Source organism: Heyndrickxia ginsengihumi, from assembly GCF_011008565.1.
GTDB lineage: Bacteria > Bacillota > Bacilli > Bacillales > Bacillaceae_C > Weizmannia > Weizmannia ginsengihumi.
This window is the reverse complement of sequence record NZ_JAAIWK010000002.1, coordinates 236,897-258,801: the sequence shown is the minus strand read 5'-3', so window position 1 is coordinate 258,801 and position 21,905 is coordinate 236,897. Positions and strand designations below refer to the sequence as shown.

The 21,905-nt window shown below is 34.7% G+C and carries 18 protein-coding genes; 13 read left to right on the top strand and 5 right to left on the bottom strand.

Features of this window, described 5'->3' with window-relative positions; genetic code table 11:
* Positions 1–81: 81 nt before the first annotated feature.
* The 3 genes from hemY (at position 82) to G4D61_RS02710 (ending at position 4,898) form a co-directional block, all read left to right on the top strand.
* On the top strand, positions 82–1,497 hold the full coding sequence (gene hemY, locus G4D61_RS02720; RefSeq protein WP_163173139.1) for a protoporphyrinogen oxidase: 1,416 nt from the start codon (positions 82–84) through the stop codon (positions 1,495–1,497).
* Positions 1,498–1,641: 144 nt separating this feature from the next.
* The gene (locus tag G4D61_RS02715; protein WP_025727549.1) at positions 1,642–2,214 is read left to right on the top strand and encodes a TetR/AcrR family transcriptional regulator; all 573 of its coding nucleotides are present in this window, start codon (positions 1,642–1,644) and stop codon (positions 2,212–2,214) included.
* Between the two features lie 29 nt (positions 2,215–2,243).
* Positions 2,244–4,898 (top strand): YhgE/Pip domain-containing protein, encoded by a 2,655-nt coding sequence (locus tag G4D61_RS02710; RefSeq protein ID WP_163173137.1) that lies wholly within the window; start codon positions 2,244–2,246, stop codon positions 4,896–4,898.
* 467 nt (positions 4,899–5,365) lie between these two features.
* Here the strand turns inward: G4D61_RS02710 and G4D61_RS02705 are convergent, their stop codons facing one another.
* Both G4D61_RS02705 and G4D61_RS02700 read right to left on the bottom strand, forming a co-directional pair.
* Complete coding sequence (locus tag G4D61_RS02705) at positions 5,366–6,124, bottom strand: DeoR/GlpR family DNA-binding transcription regulator (protein ID WP_025727547.1); 759 nt, start codon at positions 6,122–6,124, stop codon at positions 5,366–5,368.
* Positions 6,125–6,337: 213 nt separating this feature from the next.
* Positions 6,338–6,739: a DoxX family protein gene (locus G4D61_RS02700; RefSeq protein ID WP_025727546.1), complete on the bottom strand. Its 402-nt coding sequence runs from the start codon at positions 6,737–6,739 to the stop codon at positions 6,338–6,340.
* A gap of 384 nt (positions 6,740–7,123) precedes the next feature.
* Between G4D61_RS02700 and rhaB the strand changes: the two genes are divergently transcribed.
* The 5 genes from rhaB to G4D61_RS02675 all read left to right on the top strand — a co-directional run bounded on the left by rhaB (position 7,124) and on the right by G4D61_RS02675 (position 12,467).
* A complete protein-coding gene (gene rhaB, locus G4D61_RS02695; RefSeq protein WP_035353937.1) occupies positions 7,124–8,596 on the top strand; it encodes a rhamnulokinase in 1,473 nt (490 codons plus the stop codon).
* A complete protein-coding gene (gene rhaA / locus G4D61_RS02690) occupies positions 8,565–9,857 on the top strand; it encodes an L-rhamnose isomerase (protein WP_025727544.1) in 1,293 nt (430 codons plus the stop codon). Before rhaB ends, rhaA begins: the two co-directional genes overlap by 32 nt.
* Before the next feature lie 5 nt (positions 9,858–9,862).
* Positions 9,863–10,696, top strand: a complete 834-nt coding sequence (rhaD, locus tag G4D61_RS02685; RefSeq protein ID WP_035353940.1) for a rhamnulose-1-phosphate aldolase — start codon at positions 9,863–9,865, stop codon at positions 10,694–10,696.
* 14 nt (positions 10,697–10,710) lie between these two features.
* Positions 10,711–11,025, top strand: coding sequence for an L-rhamnose mutarotase (gene rhaM / locus G4D61_RS02680; protein ID WP_025727542.1), 315 nt, complete (start codon positions 10,711–10,713; stop codon positions 11,023–11,025).
* A gap of 98 nt (positions 11,026–11,123) precedes the next feature.
* A complete protein-coding gene (locus tag G4D61_RS02675; RefSeq protein WP_163173135.1) occupies positions 11,124–12,467 on the top strand; it encodes an MFS transporter in 1,344 nt (447 codons plus the stop codon).
* 172 nt (positions 12,468–12,639) lie between these two features.
* On the opposite strand, the gene G4D61_RS02670 is transcribed toward G4D61_RS02675, so the two are convergent.
* Positions 12,640–13,641, bottom strand: a complete 1,002-nt coding sequence (locus G4D61_RS02670) for a DMT family transporter (RefSeq protein WP_163173133.1) — start codon at positions 13,639–13,641, stop codon at positions 12,640–12,642.
* 435 nt (positions 13,642–14,076) lie between these two features.
* Here G4D61_RS02670 and aldA point away from each other — a divergent pair, with 435 nt between their 5' ends.
* The gene (aldA, locus tag G4D61_RS02665; RefSeq protein WP_035353972.1) at positions 14,077–15,528 is read left to right on the top strand and encodes an aldehyde dehydrogenase; all 1,452 of its coding nucleotides are present in this window, start codon (positions 14,077–14,079) and stop codon (positions 15,526–15,528) included.
* A gap of 256 nt (positions 15,529–15,784) precedes the next feature.
* Here aldA and G4D61_RS02660 read toward each other — a convergent pair whose 3' ends face one another.
* Positions 15,785–16,720 carry a carbon-nitrogen hydrolase family protein gene (locus G4D61_RS02660; RefSeq protein ID WP_163173132.1) on the bottom strand — a complete coding sequence of 312 codons (936 nt, stop codon included), beginning with the start codon at positions 16,718–16,720 and terminating at the stop codon, positions 15,785–15,787.
* A 285-nt stretch (positions 16,721–17,005) separates the two neighbouring features.
* On the opposite strand from G4D61_RS02660, the gene lplA reads away from it, so the two are divergent.
* On the top strand, positions 17,006–17,992 hold the full coding sequence (lplA, locus tag G4D61_RS02655) for a lipoate--protein ligase (RefSeq protein WP_025727537.1): 987 nt from the start codon (positions 17,006–17,008) through the stop codon (positions 17,990–17,992).
* A 65-nt stretch (positions 17,993–18,057) separates the two neighbouring features.
* Complete coding sequence (locus G4D61_RS02650) at positions 18,058–19,317, top strand: M48 family metallopeptidase (RefSeq protein ID WP_025727536.1); 1,260 nt, start codon at positions 18,058–18,060, stop codon at positions 19,315–19,317.
* 356 nt (positions 19,318–19,673) lie between these two features.
* On the opposite strand, the gene G4D61_RS02645 is transcribed toward G4D61_RS02650, so the two are convergent.
* On the bottom strand, positions 19,674–19,910 hold the full coding sequence (locus G4D61_RS02645; protein ID WP_025727535.1) for an IDEAL domain-containing protein: 237 nt from the start codon (positions 19,908–19,910) through the stop codon (positions 19,674–19,676).
* Between the two features lie 185 nt (positions 19,911–20,095).
* Between G4D61_RS02645 and G4D61_RS02640 the strand changes: the two genes are divergently transcribed.
* Both G4D61_RS02640 and G4D61_RS02635 read left to right on the top strand, forming a co-directional pair.
* Complete coding sequence (locus G4D61_RS02640; protein WP_035353948.1) at positions 20,096–20,659, top strand: competence protein ComK; 564 nt, start codon at positions 20,096–20,098, stop codon at positions 20,657–20,659.
* 341 nt (positions 20,660–21,000) lie between these two features.
* A complete protein-coding gene (locus G4D61_RS02635) occupies positions 21,001–21,789 on the top strand; it encodes a TIGR00266 family protein (RefSeq protein WP_025727533.1) in 789 nt (262 codons plus the stop codon).
* The last annotated feature ends 116 nt before the right edge of the window (positions 21,790–21,905 follow it).

The following is a 21,905-nucleotide window of genomic DNA, read 5'->3' as shown; positions in this document are numbered from 1 at the left end:
AGGTCTTGTTTTCTTCATATAACATGTAGGAGTCTAAAATGATGCATGGAATCTATATTCTTGATCTAAGAAGGTGCTACTATGGCCGATATACATAGAAAAGTAGTGGTGCTTGGTGGAGGAATTACAGGTTTAACAGCTGCTTACTATTTGCAACAATACATTGAAAAAAATAAACTTCCAGTTGAATTAACATTATTAGAAAGAAGCAGCCGTCTAGGTGGAAAAATTCAAACCATACGTCGAAATGGCTTTATCATTGATAAAGGTCCGGATTCATTTTTGGCAAGGAAAAAAAGTGCATTACGTTTAATCAAGGATATTGGTTTACAGTCAGAGCTTATTTCAAATGCAGCGGGTGCATCCTATATCATCGCCAATCAAAGATTGCATCCTATTCCTAAAGGTTCGATAATGGGCATTCCTGCTCAAATTTCATCGTTACTGACAACGAATTTAATTTCTGTTTCGGGGAAAATCCGCGCCCTTTGTGATTTAATTCTTCCTCGAAAAAAAATAGATAAAGATCAATCTGTTGGAGATTTTATTCGATATAGACTTGGTGAAGAAGTGCTAGAAAATCTAGTTGAGCCCCTATTATCAGGTGTTTATGCTGGAAATATTGACCGTTTAAGTTTACTGACGACGCTGCCGCAACTTTATCAAGCTGAACAAAAATATCGAAGTCTAATGTTAGGAATGAAACGCATTTTTCATGAGCATGCTCAGAATGACTCTCGACCAACTAATAAGAGTGGGGCATTTTTCACACTCGCAAATGGTTTAGAGACTTTAGTTGAGGCATTAGAAGAAAAAATTCATAAAGAATCAATTATGAAAAGTGTAACTGTTGATAAAATCGAGAAAAGTACTGGCAAGCATCAGTATAAAATTAAGCTTACAAATGGAACAATTGTCAATACAGATTTTATTATCTCTGCCTTACCTCATTATGCATTACCACATATTTTTTCAACATATAACATATTTGATTCTTTAAAAAATATGCCATCAACATCTGTAGCGACAATAGCAATGGCTTTCCCAGAGGAAGCTATAGTAAAAGATATTGATGGAAGTGGTTTTGTTGTTTCAAGAAACAGTGATTATACGATAACTGCATGTACATGGACACATAAGAAATGGCCTCACACTGTTCCAAAAGGCAAAGCATTATTACGATGCTATATTGGCCGTTTAGGTGATGAGGCAGCAATCGACTTATCAGATGATCAAATAGAAAATATTGTACTTGGTGATTTAAAGAGGATCATGTCAATATCTTCAAAACCAGAATTTACAATTGTTACGCGGTGGAAATATGCAATGCCTCAATATACCGTTGGACATCTCGAACGAGTGGATAAAATCATTAAGGAAGCCCAACAGGAGCTTCCAGGTATTTTCTTTATCGGAAGCTCTTTTGAAGGCATCGGTATTCCTGACTGCATTCGCCAAGGTGAAGAGGCAGTTAAAAATATTGTTCAATATATATAACGTACGCGTTCATTTGTGGCCGACTAAGGGCCACTTTTTTTGTTTTCAAAACTTGAAGATCAGTTTGTTAAGTGGTATAGTAATTTTTGTGATAAATGACCAAAAAACTAATTTAGTCAGTTTGTTCGAATAGGAGATAGAATGATGGAAATAGATCGTAAACATTTAGTGGTTGAAGCAGCTAAAACATCTTTTTCGCAATATGGTTACAAGGCGACAACGATGGATCAAATTGCAAAAATGGCCAACGTCGGCAAGGGAACGATTTATACATTTTTCAAAAATAAGGAGGAATTGTTTGATGAAATCATATCTTCCTTGATTCAAGAAATGATTAAAGTTGCGGATGAAGTGATGGATGAAAAAGAATCATTTTATGCGAATCTTCATGCGGCATTATTTAGGTTGTTAGAATTTCGTAAGTATCATCTTCTTACAATTAAATTATTTCAAGAACAAAGAGAGATCGGAACACCGGCAGTAAATGAAATGGTGAAAAAAATTGAAAACCAAATTATTTTTCACATAAAAGATCTTCTTCAACGCGCTATCGACCATAAAAAGATCAAGCCATGTAATCCGGAAATAACAGCATTTGTCATCTTTAAATTATATGTTGCATTAATTTTTGACTGGGAACAAAATCATGAGGCGCTAACAAAGGAAGAGATTGCTGGCCTATTTGACCTTTATTTAGTTAAAGGCTTAGAGCTGTAATATTGGAACTGAAGTAGGGGGAGTTAACATTGAATTCATTATGGTTAGCGGAAATCAAAAAGATTTTTCAGTCTCGTAAAAAGCGCATTGAAGTTATCGCCATTATGCTTATTCCGATTTTGTATGCCGGGATGTTTATATGGTCATTTTGGGATCCGTACGGAAATTTAGAAAAATTACCAATTGCTATTGTTAATGAGGATAAAGGGGCAACTTTAAATGGAAAATCAATTGAAATTGGCAATAAATTAGTCCATAAATTAAAGGATGAAGAAAATTTTAATTATCATTTTGTCGATAAAAAAACAGCTTATAAAGACTTAAAAAATAATAAATATTACATGATTATAGAAATTCCTAATAATTTTTCTAAAGATGCGACAACGTTGATGAATAGCAATCCGCAAAAATTGCAGCTTAATTATATTCAAAACCAAGCGATGAACTATACTTCTTCAAAAATAGAAGAATCCGCAATGGAAAAAATTAAAGCGGCTATTTCTAAAGATTTAGTTGCTACATATTCAGAAGAGATGTTAAAAAATATGAAAAAAATGGCCAATGGATATAAAACAGCCAGCAATGGAGCAGCCACTTTGAGTAGCGGAACGGTTAAAGTACACGATGGTGTAAGTGTTCTAAGAAAAGGTGCTGATCAATTATACACGGGTGTTATTCATTTGAATGATGGTATTACGCAAGTAAATGCTGGTGCAAAACAATTAAATAATGGAACGAATCAGCTTTATACAGGAGCACTTGACTTAAATAAAGGTAGCAATGAAGTAAATAGCGGTGCACAAACATTAAAAAATCATTTGCACCAACTTGCATCAAATTCAATTACATTTTCTAATGGAATATCAGACGCAAGTACAGGAGCAAATCAATTAGTAAAGGGAACAACAAGTTTATCTTCCGGATTACATCAGTTGTCTAGTGCCAGCGATCAATTAGCAACAGGTGCAGGAAAACTACAAGCAGGAGCAAACCAGTTGTCATCTGGTAGTACAGAGCTGAAAAATGGTTTGCAACAAGCAGATTCACAAATTCCTAAGCTTGTTTCAGGAACTAGCCAAGCTCAGGCAGCAGTAAAAGAGATTCAGCAACAGCTTCCTGAAAAAATGGCAAAACAAATTTCAGGAAATGTAACAAATAGTGAAAGTAAATTAAATGATGGAATTACAAAATTACAAGCTGGAATTGCGCAACAAATTGTAGAGCAGCAACAAGAACAAGTTGCAAAAATGGTGGATAGCCTAAACCTTCCGGAGGATCAAAAGAGCCAGATGAAAGCGCGGCTTCTAAAAAGCTTGCCAACAGAAGCGCAAGTGAATGAACAGTTATCACCGGCATTTAGTCAGTTTAAGCAAGGTGTTCAATCAACATTAACTCAATCAACATCTGGAATGGAAGAACAAATTCAGCAAGCTATTGACCCAAGTTTCAATCAATTGAGTACAGGATTGGCAACGATTAATCAGAATCAAGAAACATTACAGCAAGGTATTCACCAATTATCCCAAGGAGCAAATCAATTAAACTCGGGGATTACACAATTAGAAAATGGTCAAAATAGCTATGTTCAAAATATGAAAACTTTTAATGAAAAACTTGCAGAAGCCAATAGTGGAGCAAATCAATTGCAGACGGGTGCTTCACAGTTAGCGACAGGTTTAGGTCAATTGAATAGTGGATCAAGCCAATTGGTCGATGGCACAAAACAATTAGCTGCAGGCTCAAATAACTTGGCAAATGGTACTTCACAATTAGCAACAGGTTCAAGTGATTTAGTAAACGGGGCAAAACAAGTAACAGATGGTTCTAATGATTTGGCAAATGGCACAGGTCAGTTAACATCAGGTTCTACTAAGTTAGTAGATGGTACAAAGCAATTAGCCAATGGTTCGACAGATCTATCGGATGGAACGAAGAAATTACAGGATGGAAGCAAAGCATTACAGGATAAACTTAGTGATGCAGCTAATAAATCTGGTGATATTCATGCAAATCATTCAACCTATAATACGATGGGAGATCCGGTTAAATTAAACCAAGATGCATATACAAAAGTACCAAACTACGGAACAGGTTTAACACCATATTTCTTATCATTAGGATTATTTGTGGGAGCATTATTATTAACGATTGTTTATAATATTAAAAATCCTGTCACATTCCCAAAAAATGGTTTCTCATGGTATTTAGGAAAGTTTGGTGTCATGGCGTTCGTCGGTATTATTCAGTCGCTGATAGCAGATTTTATTCTATTAGTGCTTATTCACGTAAATGTACAAAGCGTGCCATTATTTGTATTGGCAACGATTATTACAAGTTTAACATATATGGCAATTATTCAATTTTTAGTAGGTACATTAGGAAATCCAGGTAGATATATAGCGATTATTATTCTAATATTGCAGCTTACAACAAGTGCAGGTACTTTTCCACTTGAGTTGATTCCAAACGCATTACATCCGATTCATCAATTAATGCCAATGACTTATAGTTTACAAATGTTTAAAGCAGTTGTTTCAAGCGGGGACTTCACATATATGTGGGAAAATATGGGGATGCTATTCATTTATTTAGTCATCTTCGTCCTTCTAACATTAACATTCTTTGTTGTTAAATTTAAACAGAGTGACGGAAAACTTGCGCTAGAAACTGTTTATGAAAAATAGGTAAAAAAAGAGAATACCCCACAATAGGGCAAGATTGTTTCAGGCTGTAGACAAACGTATTGTTTTTTAGTTTGTCTACAGTATTTTTTTGCCAGATAAATGATGGTCACCGAAAGTGGCTGCTTTGTTTTTTCCGCAGGAGACAAGCAAGCTGAACATCATGGCATAGAAACATTAGAAGGTGTATTTACAGATGAGAAGGGCATGCAGTGCGTGCGGTGAACGGAATTCTGAAGAATTAAAAAAGTTTGCTGCCACGAGCTTAAAGAAGTGAAATTGGATATGGAAGAAACTATGTCCAACTTAGGATTAGACTAAAAAAATAACAAAGCCCCTAGAATAATAGATTCAACGGGGAATATTACATGTTGAAACGAGGAGCCTCAAGAATGAGGCATCCTCGTTTTTATGTGCAAGTATAGTTTCAATATTACTAACATGTTAGGACTGAACAAAAACTGCCTATATTAAAAGATAACTTCAATATTATTTTGCTCTAAGTAGGCCAACCATTCTTCACTTGGCTTCTTATCTGTAACAAGAAAGTCAACTTTAGACATATCAATGAACTTAATAAAAGCAATTTTATTAAACTTCGTATGATCTACTAGTAATATGACTTTGCTTGCCTGCTGGATCATTTGCTTTTTTAATTCACTTTCATTTTCATTGGATTCTGTAATTCCATGTGTTAGCGAAATACCTTTGCAACTTATAATTGCTGCATCGACATTATAGTTCTGAACAGTATTTTCAGCAATGGATCCAACTAATGATCCTGAACGTTTTCTCAAAAGTCCACCGGTCGAAATAATATTCATTTTCGTTTGCGTAAACTCGCTTAAGGCAGTAACCGAATTTGTTAGTACGGTAAGGCCTTCCTTTGTTGAGCTTAATTCCTTTAATGCCTCAAAAACAGTAGAACTGGCATCTGCCATTAAAGTATTTCCGTCTAAAACTAACGAATCAATTTTACTGGCAATATATCGTTTCTCATCAATATTGGCAGTATTCCTTGTTTGATATGGTAAATCTTCATTTGTATGTAGATTTAATACGGCTCCACCGTAAGTTCTTGTAACAATTCCATCCTTTTCAAGTTTTTCTAAGTCACGACGAATAGTCTCTTCGGTTACATTAAATTCAGTTGCTAAGTTCCCAACATGTACTTTTTTTTCTTTATAGAGGATATTTAAGATTTTTTCACGGCGCTCAAAAGCTAACATTGTATAGACCTCGTCTCATTTGAATCAGATTTCTATCAAGATTTATTAAAATTTTACCAAAAAATTTGGAAACAGAAAAGAAGTAAGTAACAATCAAAAAAAGAAAGAATAAATAAAAGGGATTTGGAAGGAATAATAAAAACCCCCTTAGTTCTGAGGGGGGTGTGGTAAAACATAATAAGCTTGTACATCCGATGTTCGTCCACTCATTTGTCAAAATGGCTGATAAAACAATGAATAACGACCTGGTCCGGTAAGAGCAACCCCAACTGTAATTGCTATAAGAACGAGGTTATATTCATAACCGCCATTTGTAAGCCAAAAACCATTTCTTCCATGTACAGTAATAATGGCATCAATCATAATAATGACAATTAGACTTGAGCCAAGCCATGTAAGAACACCTGTGGTAAATAATAATCCACCAACTAGTTCAAATATCCCTGCGCATATTGCCCAAATTTTCCCACCGGGCTTTATACCAATCGATTCTAACCATTCACCTGTTTTTGATACCCCTGTGCCCCCAAACCAGCCAAATAACTTTTGAGCGCCATGACCGACAAAAGTAAGGCCAATAACTAAACGAATAATTAAAAGACCGAGGTCTTCCATTGTGATCCCTTCTTTCCGTGAATATGTAAAATGTCGTACTATCATATAATTTTAGCATCTTTTTTATGAATGGCATGATTCGTACGATTTAGGAACATAGTTTAGTTTATGTTAACCGTCCATAAAAAAATTATACAATTAGTAATTATTTTTAAAATTTTTTTGGTTTATTATTTATTAAGTATGTGTGGGCATTGTTCGATTTCTAAAGAGGATGACTACTAATTCAATAAACAATACAGCAAAACAAAATATAAACAATAAAAAAAACAAATAGTATTTTGTGATTTTATTTTGTTTTATGTTGATTTTTATTTGTTTTTAGATTATTATATATTTAAAGAAAAAGAGATGTTTATCAAGATCCAAAGGGGTGTGGAGCCGATGCAATATGTTGCCGTTGATATCGGTGCTTCTAGTGGACGACTTATTTTAGGTGAAATTAAAAACGGGAAATTGCAGATAAAAGAAGTAAGTCGTTTTGCTAATGGTTTTACAAATGAAGAGGGTACTTGTTATTGGGATCTTGACCATTTATTAAATCAAATATTATTAGGCTTGCAAAAGATAAAATCAATGGGTTATGAGCAATGTGTATTAGGGATAGATACATGGGCAGTTGATTATGTTTTAGTTGACGAAAATGGAAAGCGTTTGCGAGAAGCCGTTTCATATCGAGATGACAGGACAATGAATACAATCAACATCATAACAAAACAAAGATCCAAAAAAGAAATTTATCAAAAAACAGGTATCCAATTCCAACCATTTAATACAATTTATCAACTTTACGAAGAAGATCAAAAATTGTTATCTGCTGCTAATACCATTTTAATGATTCCTGATTACTTAGGTTACTGCTTGACTGGTGTGGCCGTAACCGAAGAAACAAATGGATCTACTACACAATTACTAAATATTCATGAGCATCAGTTTGATAGCGATTTATTAGCGCTTATTTCTGTAAAAAAAGAGCAGTTTGCAAGATTAGTAGAACCGGGTACAAAGCTTGGAACATTAAAAAAGGAATGGTTTCCATCTTATGATTTGCCAGATGTTCAAGTCATTGCGGTTGCAAGTCATGATACAGCATCCGCAATAGTCGGCACACCAGGCGTTGGAAATGATTGGGCATACTTAAGCAGCGGTACTTGGTCGCTTCTTGGTATTGAAAATAATGAACCTATTGTAAAAGATGAAGCATTGCAAGGAAATTATACAAATGAGTGGGGAGCCTTTAAAACGGTTCGCTTTTTAAAAAATATTATGGGCATGTGGCTTATTCAAGAAGTGAGGCGCATCTTACCAATTAACTATACTTTTCCGCAGTTAGTGGAAGAGGCGAAAAAGGTAAATGCCTTTAAGCAATTTGTAAATTTTAATGATGAACGTTTTCTCAATCCGGACAATATGATCGAAGAGATTCAAAGCTATTGTCGATCTACAAACCAAGAAATACCAATTTCGCCGGGAGAATTAGCAAATTGTATTTATAATAATTTAGCCATTATCTATGCGATTGCGATTGACGAACTTGAAAAAATTACAGGCAAAAAGATTGAACGGCTGCATATTGTCGGAGGCGGTTCTAATAATGAATGGCTTAATCAGTTGACAGCAAATTTAAGCGGGAGAACGGTTCTTGCTGGACCGTCGGAAGCAACAGCTATTGGAAATGTAATGATGCAAATGATTACGACAGAGGAAGTAACTGATTTATTTGCAGCCAGAAACCTTATTCGTCATTCATTTCAAATTCATGTTTATCAGCCAGAAGCAATCAATCGGATGGCGATAATTAATCAATATAAGGAGGTAGTCAATAGTGATTACACCACAAGTTCAACAAGCTTATGATGCTGCAAAGGAAATATATGCTAAGCATGGTATTGATACTGATAAGATATTAGAAAAATTAAAGGAAATTAATATTTCAATGCATTGTTGGCAAGGCGATGATGTTCGCGGATTTTTAAATCAAGAACAGGAATTAACAGGCGGCATTTCAGTAACGGGGAATTATCCAGGCGCTGCGCGGACACCAGAAGAACTTCGCCAAGATTTAGAGAAAGCGTATTCTCTAATTCCGGGCAAACACAAATTAAACTTGCATGCCATTTATGCTGATACAGAAGAAAAAATAGATTTGGATCAAATTGAACCACATCATTATACAAAATGGGTTGAATGGGCAAAAGAGCAAGGGATTGGACTCGATTTTAATCCGACTTGTTTCTCACATCCAAATTCAGAAGATGGTTTCACATTAAGTCATCCGAATAAAGAGATTCGTAATTTCTGGATTGAACATTGTAAACGTGCTAGAAAAGTCGGGGAATATTTTGGAAAAGAATTAGGTCAGCCTTGTGTAACAAATGTCTGGATCCCAGATGGTTACAAAGATACTCCTGTAGATCGATTGACACCAAGAAAACGACTTGAAGAAGCTTTGGATGAAGTGTTTAAGGAAGAAATAGATCAAAAATATAATTTAGACGCAGTTGAGAGTAAATTATTTGGAATTGGTTCAGAAAGTTATGTGGTTGGTTCACATGAATTCTACATGGGCTATGCACTTACCCGTAATAAATTATTATGTTTAGACGCTGGACATTTCCATCCGACAGAAGTGGTTTCTAATAAACTATCGGCAATTTCATTATTTAATAAAGGGATTTTACTCCATGTTAGCCGTCCAGTTCGCTGGGATAGTGACCATGTCATTTTATTAGATGATGAATTGCAAGAAATTGCCCGTGAATTAGTTGTTAATGATCTTCTTAAGAAAACATATATCGGGCTCGATTTCTTTGATGCTAGCATTAATCGCATAGCCGCTTGGGTTATCGGCATGCGCAATATGATTAAGGCACTACTTAAAGCATATTTAGAACCATCAGAACAATTAAGAGAGCTTGAATTAAAAGGAGATTTCACAGCAAGATTAGCATTGCGTGAAGAATTTAAAACGTATCCTTTTGGAGCAATTTGGGATTATTACTGTGCTTTAAATGGCGTTCCTGTTCGAGAAGAATGGCTACATGAAGTACGTGATTATGAACAAAACATTTTGAAGGAAAGAAATAAGAATCAAAAATCTTTAATTGAAAATAGGTGAATAAAATGGTTGTCCAATTAGATATTTTATCGGCAAATTTTGTTCAAGAAATGATGAATACAACCGCAAATTTATACCGTTTAGGATGGGATGAAAGAAATGGCGGTAACATTAGTTATTTATTAAAAGAAGAAGAATTGATTCCTTTTTTAAATGTGAATCGTGTCATTCGCACAATCCCTATGCAGTTTGATGCTTCTGCGTTGGCAGGGAAGTACTTTATTGTTACAGGATCAGGAAAATATTTTAAAAATGTGATTGATGATCCTGAAGAGAATCTCGGCATTATAAAAGTGGCGAATGATGGAAAATCAGTTGAAGTTTTATGGGGATTTAAAGACGGAGGTAGCCCAACAAGTGAACTACCTTCCCATTTCATGGGACATATTCAAAGACTTCAAGTTGATCCAGACCATCGAGTAATTATGCACTGTCACGCAACACACTTAATTGGCATGACATTTACTCACTCTTTAGATGAAAAGAATTTTTCGAAGACATTATGGCAAATGTGTACAGAATGTATTGTTGTATTCCCAGAAGGGTTGGGGATTATTCCATGGATGGTGCCCGGAACTGATGCAATTGGGCGTGCTACAGCAGAAAAAATGAAGGATGTCCGTTTAGTTTTATGGCCTCATCACGGAATATTTGGAGCAGGAACAACAATGGATGAAACATTTGGACTAATTGAAACAGCAGAAAAGGCTGCGCAAGTATATACGATCGTTTGTGCACAAGGTGGTGTTAAACAAACGATATCAGATCATGAACTGCAAGATTTGGCAGAGGCTTTCGGAGTAGTTCCTAGACCGGGTATTTTGGAATTGGGTCTATAAAGAGGTGAATGAAATTGATCAGAAAGGCAAGCATTATGTTTCTTTACAAAGACCATTATGAAGAGTATAAGCGGCGACATGATGAGCTATGGCCTGAAATGGCAAAAGCATTAAAGGATCATGGGGCACATAACTATTCTATTTTCCTAGATAAAGAAACTGGTAGATTATTTGCTTATTTAGAAGTTGAAGATGAAGCCATGTATGAACAAATTGCTGCAACTGAAATTTGTAAAAAATGGTGGTCATATATGGAGCCTTTAATGGAAACGAATGAAGATTCAAGTCCGGTTTCCATTGATCTCGAAGAAGTTTTTCATCTTGTCTAAGTAATTCCCACTCATGTGAAATGAGTGGGAATTGATCAGTAAATAAATGAAAGCGATAACATTGAGTTTCTAATAAATACGGATGGGTGGGGGAAATAATGGCAAAAATAGGAAGTAAAAGTACTACAGGCTGGAAGGCAACAATATCCGTTGCAATGGCCAATTATATTGAGGCAGGATCTATTATTGCAGCGGCAAGCAGCCTTACAATGTGGCAAGCATATCTTCATTTGAATAGTTTGACCGTGGGACTTTTAAGTGCGCTGAGTGCAAATGCCTTTGGCGCAGCAATTGGAGCATTATTCGGTGGTTATCTATGTGATAAATATGGGCGAAAATTCATATATGCATATGATTTACTCTTCTATATGCTTGGCGTTTTGCTCATTGCAGTATCATTTAATTTCTCAATGCTTTTAATCGGTACGATCATTACCGGTGTTGCAGTTGGTGCAGGTGTACCAGCCTCTTGGACTTATATTGCTGAAGAAGCACCGCATTCTAAAAGGGCAGCCCATGTTGGAACAGCACAATTAGCGTGGTCAACTGGTCCAATGATCACATTTTTACTTGCTGTTTTACTGACACCTTTAGGTTTATTAGGCAGCCGTATCATATTTCTTCATCTTTTAGTCATTGCTTTTATTACTTGGTACATTCGCCAAGGGTTATCTGAATCTACTATTTGGAAAGAGGGGAAAAAGCAGGCTGAAAAAGAAAGAAATACGAAAAAGACTTCAAGTACTTTAAAAGATCTATTCAGTTTAAAGGTAAATCGACAAGCACTTTTTCTATTAATTGGTATTTATCTTTTCTGGAATTTGACAGCTGGTGCAATGGGCTATTTTATGCCATATATTTATCAAAATGTTGGCGGGCTCACTGGAGAACAGGCAAATTTACTTCAAGCATTTCTATGGGGATTAACCGTGCTAACGACCTATCTTGTCTTTATGAAATTGGGAGATAAGTTTAGTCGTCGTCTTCTATTTGGAATAGGAGCGATTATGGGCATTGCAGCTTGGCTAATTTTAACTTATACAGGTATGAATTGGTTCTCGCTATTTGCGTTTGTTATCCTTTGGGGAAGTGCAGCAGGATTTGGTGCTCAAGCTTTTTATGGATTATGGGGGAGTGAGTTATTCCCAACAAAATATCGCGCAGGTGCACAAGGCTTTATCTACTTCTTAGTGCGTTTTGGAATTGCGATATGGTCCTTTATTTTACCAACAATAATGGACACATTAGGATTTAAAGTGGCAGGAATTGTCATGATTGTCTTCTTAGTTATCCAATGTATAATTGGGATTGCCCTTGCCCCTAATACAAAAGGGAAAACATTACAAGAGATTGAAGAGGAACGGTTTGGATTTAATAATGGAAAAAATGATCATATGAATATACAAAATGTCAATATGAAAGCAGAAGAAACTAATATGTAGCTTTAAAATAGAGGCCGGGATAAACTTAAAAGTGGTTAGCGAAAGACGATGATTGCTCAAATCAGCTCCGGAAATATACGTAGACTTCTGCGGGAGGCTCATCAGCCGATCCGCGGAAAGTGAAGTATATTTCCAAAGCGGGGTTTGAACGCAATATGTGGGTTTTCTTTCACTAATATACTTTTGTCCCTGCCTCTTGTTTTTTACCACGGTTAAATTGCACAGCTGCATGCTGCACTTGATGTTGCCTATCTTTTTTGCTGACACGCAATGTCAAATATGAACCAAGCATAATACATAATATTCCAATTACCACATTTACAGTAATTGCCTCATGAAGGAAGAAAAACGCCAAAATTGGTGCTAACGCAGGTTTAATAAAAAATACTATTGACGCTGTTGTAGCTGAAGTTTCATCCATTGCTAAAAAGTATAAAGTGAATCCTAATCCTGTAACAAAAACACCTATATATAGCAAGCTTGGCAATGAGTTCCATGTAATTCCGTGAAAGATCGACACATCCGCAAACATGCTTAATCCAATTTGCGTAAGCCAGCTTGAAACGAAACTAATTTTAGAAACAAGAATTAATACAAGAATTTCTATACTACCAGTAAGAAAACTAAAGCATGTTAAAATGACACCATCACATTTATATTGCTGACTTCCTTTTTTCCCGATGACACCGTACAATGCAAAAGTAATTGCTGAAACAAGTGCAAAAATAATGCCAATAGGGTTTGATGCTTCAAATGGATTAATGATACTTACAATACCGATAAAGCTAATGAATAATGCCAAAAATGTAAGTTTAGAAAAGGATTCCTTTAAGAAAAAGTGGGCGAGCGGTATAACAAAAAGGGGATTACAACTAAATAAAATAGCAACTGTCGATGCTTTCGTAAAAACAATTGCTAATTGATAAAATGTCATACTAATGACGACACATAGAAAACCAGTTAGGATGAAAAATAGTAAACTTTCTTTTGTGAATTTAAATGTTTTTGCCTTCATATGGCGAAGGGCTAAAGGTGCTAAAATAATGGCCCCGATAAAGAAACGTAAAAGATTTAATTGAATGGAATTGAATTCACTTGACATGAACTTAATGACGATCTCCATTGTACTAAAAAATATAGCCGAAAATAGAATATATAAAATTGTTTTTTTCATGTTAATCCCTCGATGCTTTATAATTTCACCAAATATCATCCGATCACCTGATGACATTTGGTGTGGTATTTCCCTTTAATTTAAATATTTAAAATCTAGCAGATTGGCTCAGATGCATTTTGTTATCTAAAACTAAATCCATTATAGTTCATTGATTTACAAAAGAAAAAGCGAAACAATGTGAACAAATGAGCAAAGAGAACGTTTTATCTTCAAAGAAAACGTTTTTTTAAAGAGAATCGCAAGAATACGCTAAGATTGTATATCATACGAGATTGAAAAAATTGTAAATGTTGAAATTAATAAAAAAACCAAAAAATACAACATAAATAATAAATAAAACAACATATAATATTGGTTTATTTGTTGACAAACAAATATTTCAAAACTAAAATATAAGTAGAAATAGAGATTTCTAGGAAGGGATTGTGAATGATGAAAACGATTACAAAATCATATCAAATGTATATTGATGGGGAGTTTGTTGATTCAAGTTCAGGGGAAATATCAAAAGTGATCAATCCAGCAACCGAAGAAGTTATTTCAGAAGTCCCAAAAGCAACTGTAAAAGATGTAAGACGTGCCATAGATTCTTCTGAACGTGCGCAAAAGAAATGGGGAAAGTTGCCATCTTCGGAAAGAGCTAAATATTTATTGAAAATATCAAAAGAGATTCGTGAAAATGCCGATTTACTTGCTCGAACTATTTCGGAAGAAGTAGGAAAAACACTTGCTCTTTCTGAAACGGAAGTAAACTTTACAGCAGACTATATTGATTATATGGCTGGTTGGGCACGTCGCTACGAAGGGGAAATCGTACCAAGTGATCGTCCAAATGAAAATATTTTTGTCTATAAAGCTCCTATCGGTGTAATTGCAGGTATTTTGCCTTGGAACTTTCCATTTTTCTTAATTGCTAGAAAGGCTGCTCCAGCTCTTATTACCGGTAATACAATCGTTGTTAAGCCAAGCGGTGTTTCACCAAATAACGCTCTAGAATTTGCGAAAATTCTTGATAAAGTTGGTTTGCCAAAAGGTGTTATTAACATTGTGACTGGCAGTGGTAGCAGTCTTGGAGATGAGCTTTCACGCAATCCAAAAGTAGGAATGGTTAGCTTAACAGGCAGTTACAATGCCGGTGCTGCTGTCATGAGAGCTGCGGCTGATAATATTACGAAAGTATCGTTAGAATTAGGTGGAAAAGCACCAACTATTATAATGGATGATGCAGATATTGATTTAGCAGTAAAATCTGTTGTTGATTCACGGGTTATTAATTCTGGGCAAGTATGTAATTGTACAGAACGGGTTTACGTACAAGAATCTGTTGCTGACGAATTTATTGAAAAAATTACAAAAGCAATGTCAGAAGTTCGCTATGGAGATCCGCTAGTGGAGAAAGATATTGATATGGGACCGCTTGCCAGTAAAGATGCATTAGAAAATGTCGATCGAATGGTTAAAAAAGCTGTCGCTAATGGAGCAAAAGTGTTAACAGGAGGGAAACCTGCAAACAGAGAAAAGGGATATTTCTACGAGCCAACAGTTCTTGTCAATGTCGATAATACGATGGAAATTATGCGTCAGGAAATCTTTGGGCCTGTGTTGCCAATTGCAACTTTCGAAACATTGAATGAAGCGATTGAGTTATCAAATGATTGTGAGTACGGTTTAACATCAGCTATTTTTACACAAAATGTAGATACGATGATGCGGGCAAGTAATGAGTTGAAATTTGGTGAAACGTATGTGAATCGGGAAAGCTTTGAAGCGATTCAAGGGTTCCATGCTGGCTGGAGGAAATCAGGAATCGGCGGAGCAGATGGAAAACATGGGTTAGAAGAATATTTACAAACACACGTAGTATATGTGCAATATAAGCATTAATGCAATAAACTGTAGACAACCTTTTCTTAAAATAGAGGCTTGTCTACAGTTTTTGTTATAAGATTTTAAACATGAACGATGATTTCGCTTTAATCTAAAATGGTAATTAAAATGGTTACTTGACTTTAATCGTACTTAAATTTAGAGATTTTTTTAGAATTTATTTGGCATAAAAGGAGATTTAGAATGAGCGCACTCTCACCTTTTTTACCTTTCTTAAACTGAAACTATGAGTTTAATTGTCTACAATCATTAATTAAACTTGGTGTTCTAATTGAATGGTTTGGGGCACCGGCTTTTTCGTTCGTTTACGTATTGCTCCTTCTTGTAATACAGCATATTTCTCAGGACGGCGGTCTTTTAATAAATTTAATCCTAATAGGTCGCAACTTCTTGCAGATACAATTCCTTTTTTTACATCAATTTCGGCTATAGTCATTCCTTCTTCATAACCACATTCGGCTAATGTTTCTCCAATAGGCGACACAATTCTGCTATGACCATAAAAATCATGATCACCATGAATGCCGCACATATCTGATGAGATAAACCAGCACTGATTTTCGAAGGCCCGCACTGAATCAAGTAAATCATAGTATTGTCCCATAGGATCGAGCGTAGGATCAGCACCAACTTCAGAAAGTGGCCATGCAGTCGGCATAACTAATATCTCCGCTCCCTTTAAAGCAAGCTCTCTTGTACTTTCGGGAAACATTTTATCGTAGCAAATAAGTAGACCAATTTTTCCAAGAGAAGTTTCAAAAACTGGGAATGAATCTCCTGGATAGTATACATGGACTTCGTCTCCAGGTTGATGCACTTTTCTGTAAGTACCGATATGACCGCTTGGTCCGAGGAGAACAGCGGAATTATAAAGAATATCAGGACGTTCATCATCTCTTTCAGTCATCCCGAAAATAATGTGCATATTATAGCGGGAAGCAGCCTCTATCAATGTTCTTACGGAAGTTCCATTTTCGACTGTCTCGGCTTGGTCATGTTGGTGTTGTACATTCTTCATATCCAACGAAAATAAATTTTTTAAGTAGCCTTGGAGAGATTGTTCAGGAAACACAATTAGATCAACATGTTGTAATGCGGCCTGCTCTATGAATGTTAAATACTTGTTTAAATTTGCTTGTTTATCGAACTCTACTTGCATTGATACAGTTGCTACTTTAATGTCCGCCATACTTTTCCACTCCTTCATGGTATTTTCGTCTGCATATGAGGTCACTTGCTGTGCTTTCATTTTATAAGATCGATAGAAAAAGAAAAGGAAGTTGTCATTAGATGTAACAAATAAAATAGTAAAAGGAATGGCGGGGGTCATAGTAACAATGTGATAAAACAGTTTACAAAATTACATATGATTGCTCATCAATATTAACTGTCTTATAATTAAATGAAGGTTTCATAGCAATGAAAATGATCTTTTTACATAAAGCGATTATTCATTAAACAAGGAGGGGCAACAATGTTATTTATTGATAATAAAGGAATTACAGATCCAAGAATTAATTTAGCGATAGAAGAATATGCGTTAAAACATTTAGATATTAATGAGACTTATTTACTTTTTTATATAAATCAGCCTTCTATTATTATTGGAAGAAATCAGAATACAATTGAAGAAATTAATACGGAATATGTTGATGAAAATGGTGTTATCGTTGTAAGAAGACTGTCAGGTGGCGGGGCTGTATACCATGACTTAGGGAATATTAATTTTAGTTTTATCACAAAAGATGATGGTGAGAGCTTCAGCAATTTTATGAAATTTACAGAGCCTGTTATTCAAGCTTTGCACAAGCTTGGTGTGCAAGCTGAATTAAGCGGGAGGAATGACATTCAAGTAGGAGAGCAAAAAATTTCAGGTAATGCCCAATTCTCAACAAATGGGAGAATGTTCAGCCATGGAACATTGCTATTAAATTCAGAGTTAGATAAAGTTGCAAAGGCTTTAAAAGTTAAAAAAGATAAAATTCAATCAAAAGGGATTAAATCTGTGCGCAGCCGTGTTGCAAATATTACTGAATTTTTAAAAGAACCGTTGACGATGGAAGAGTTTAGACAATTACTACTAGAAAATATTTTTGCCAATAAAGATATTCCAGAATATAAACTAACGGAAAAGGATTGGGAGAATATTCATCAATTATCTAAAGAACGTTATCAATCATGGGAATGGAATTATGGAAAATCTCCTAAATTTAATTTACAACATTCTCATCGTTTCCCTGTTGGAAGTATTGATATTCGTTTAGAGGTTAATAAAGGAATTATTGAAAACTGTAAAATATTTGGTGATTTTTTCGGTATTGGTGATATTAATGATATTGAAAGAAAATTAATTGGCTGCAGATATGAACGTGCAAGCATTGTAAAAGCACTTGAAACGATTGATATTAAACACTACTTTGGAAACGTAAATAAAGAAGAATTTATTGATTTAGTATACTAAAGGGGTCTGCCCCCTTTTTTTTTTACATATACTATAAAAGAGGACAAGGAGGGAGTGTATTGTAATTGAAAATAAAATGGGCATTTCGTGTAGTTATTGCATATTTATTATTTGGGATTCTCATGTATTTGTATCTTTTTCATATGGCAAATACAAGTATTCCGACTAACTTAAAAGGGACGAGTGCAGATCCTGCAACCTTTCTAAATAGTAGAGAATTATTTCTAAGTGAAGATTACTCAAAAATACGTAATTTATTATTTTTCCTTTCCACTCCGTATGAATGGTTATTTTATTTCCTAATTCTTATACTAGGAATTTCAACAGTATTTGAGAAGTGGTCACGCCATACATCCCGAAACCGGATTATTCAAACGCTAATTTATTTATTTTGGTTTTCACTCGCATCATTTATCTTTACATTCCCGCTTAGTTATATTTCATATCGCTTTTCATGTATATATCATATTTCAACACAAACATTTCACTCGTGGATGAAGGATGAAATAATTGATTTTTGGGTAAATTACGTTACAATGTTCGTTATTGTGTTTGTTTTATATGCATTAATGAAGAAATTCAAGAAAAAATGGTGGCTGATGGCATGGTTGTTATCAATTCCATTTACGATCTTTATGACCTTCATTCAACCTGTCGTCATTGATCCATTATATAATCACTTTTATCCATTAAAGGATAAAGCATTAGAGGCAAAAATATTAGCTCTTGCTGATAAAGCACATATACCTGCAAATCATGTTTATGAAGTAAATATGTCCGCTAAAACAAATGCTTTAAACGCTTATGTAACAGGAATTGGTTCAAATTCAAGGATTGTTCTCTGGGATACAACACTTAATAAGCTATCCGATCGTGAAATTTTATTTATAATGGCTCACGAGATGGGGCATTATGTAGAAAAACATATTTACTTTGGCATGGCTGGCTATATTATATTAACATTAATTGGATTATGGCTTATTTCTAAAATCATGGCCTATATGGTTAAAAAATATGGAAGAACTTTAAATCTAACTTCAATTTCACAAATAAGTTCATTACCATTATTTTTAATGATTTCTTCCATGTTAATATTTGCGGCTAGTCCTTTAACGAACTGGGGATCTCGATATGAAGAAACACGGGCTGATCGTTATGCCATCCATCTGACACATGATAAAAAGGCAGGGATTAAAGCGTTTCAAGATTTAACAAGATCGGGATTAAGTGAAGTAAACCCACCTTTATTGGTCAAAATATTCCGCTATGATCATCCAACAATGATGGAAAGAATACTTAGACTTGAGAAATATAAAAATAAGTAAAAAAACAGACAAAGTCCTCTCGCTATAAAAAGCGGGAGGACTTTGTCTGTTTCTTTTACATAGGGATGATTTTCTCTGTAGGGATTCGTTTTGCGCCTCCGGGATCTTAAAATCAATACAAATGACAAGTTGGCAAGTCAATCATGAATGTAACTTGTTTTGAGCTTAATAAATTATTTTGTCATTGAAAGGATGAAATGAATATATGTAAGTGAACAAACATGATTGAACAATAAGGAGACTAAAAAATGGGGATCAGAATGACTCCATTCTGTCCCCATTTACGTAGATGAACCGCATATTTTTAAATACCCCCATAAATAAAGCCCTTATTAAAATAAGGGCTGGTAAAGGTACTATTGTCCGAATTTCATTTCTAATTGTTGCAACTCATTCGTTAGTTGAAAAAATTGTTCTTTGTCGCGCAAATCAAGTGCATGATCAATTTGCTCAAGTATTTTTTCTTTTTCTTTTTTAAGAATGAGCTCATTAAGAACCATGTCTGCATAAATTTTGTCTAAAAACTGTTCCATTTGAATCTGGGTCATCGCATAAGCTTTCGTTAAATCTGAATAAGATTTCTTATTTTCCATCGATGATCACCTTCTCTGCTTTTTTTTATTATATAGAATTTTCAAATAAAAATCAATAGAAAATTTATTTTTTTAAAAATATAAAAAATAAGTAAAAAAATCCAAAAAAATGTAAAAAAATAATGGAAAAATAGGAAAAATGTTCTATAATATGAGTGAATAATAAAGATTGGAGGTAAAAAATAGTGAAGATTGTAAATTTTTTAGATTTCGAAACTTCATCAAATACTATGGCAATTGTGCCAGAGAAAATGGAGGATCAACGGATTGGATCAAGAGTATTAGAAACGAATGATGAATTTGTAGTCCCAACGGCACCACTAGACATTATAAAAAAGAGTTGCCATATGTTCGGATCATCATTTGAAGGAAGAAGAGAAGGGGCTATTCAGTTAATTGGCGTGACTAGAAAGCATCCAATTTTAATTGATTATCATTTAAGTATTTGTTTTTTTCCAACTACTTCACCAAAATCTCCAAATTGTTTTTGGATTTCACCACTGCATGTTTTTCACCATGAAGAATTTGAAAACTTCTCTACGAATGTAATTTTCCAAAATTATCAACAATTAATTGTACCCATTAGCCGGAATTCTTTTGAAAATCAGTTATATAAGGCAACCCTTTTATATAATCGCTACGGTCAAAATATTGAACGGATTGAGAAAAAAACGCAACTATATCGTTTGAATGCGTTAGAGCATAAAACGCCTTATTTATTTAGTCATAAAAGCAAGAGTATTTTCTAATAAATAATACTAGAACAAATTTGGCATAATCTATATGAAATAACAAGATTATGCTTTTTTAGGTTTATACATAAAACAAAGCTAAAGACGCTCCCCCATTAAACAAGGGTACGGTATAGGAAGTTCAGCATTTCTTATTGCTAAATGTAAAAAATAAGTTTCTCAAATGGTTACTTTTTTTTTTCGTTTATGAACTTTCTTTCATACGTATTTCATTTATTGTTAAAAGGGAGGAAACATATTTAGTAAATCCGACAAGTCATTAACTAAAAAAAAAGAAACCAAATGCATGATCAGAACGTATCAATAATTGGACAATTATTTTAGCTGGAGGAATGAATATGAATAATCACGACATTGACTATAAATTACATGGAGATGATATGCAATTTGTGGAGGTTGAGCTTGACCCGCAAGAAACAGTCATTGCAGAAGCTGGTAGCTTGATGATGATGGAGGATCATATCCGTATGGAAACCGTTTTTGGAGATGGATCCAATCAATCTGGTGGTTTTATGGGCAAACTATTCTCTGCTGGAAAAAGAATGATAAGTGGTGAAGGGCTTTTCATGACGACTTTTACAAATGAAGGAAATGAAAAGAAACATGTTGCCTTTGCTGCACCGTATCCAGGGAAAATAGTACCGATGGATTTAAGTGAGCTTGATGGAAAAATCGTATGTCAAAAAGATGCATTTTTAGCTGCTGCCAAAGGTGTTTCAGTTGGAATTGAATTCCAAAGAAAAATTGGTACAGGCTTTTTTGGTGGAGAAGGATTTATCATGCAAAAACTAGAAGGAGATGGTTTGGCCTTTATTCATGCAGGGGGGACGATTCAAAAGAGAGAACTGGCACCTGGTGAAGTATTGAGAGTAGATACAGGCTGTCTTGTAGCAATGACAAAAGATGTAGATTATGATATTGAATTCGTGAAAGGTGTAAAAACTTTCTTATTTGGTGGAGAAGGATTATTTTTTGCAACGTTAAGAGGACCAGGATCTGTCTGGGTACAGTCTCTTCCATTTAGTCGTCTTGCAAGTCGTGTATTTTCTGCCATGCCACAGGTTGGCGGTGCAAAAGATGAAGGAAGCATTGCAAAAGGTTTGTTTAATATATTTGATGGTGATTAATAAAGAAATAAATGATATGAAAAAGTGCGGATCTTGTATGAAGGAAAAGATATCCTTTATCTAGATCCTTCTTTTTTATGTTATACTCCATCATTGAAAAAAGCTTTAAATTATTA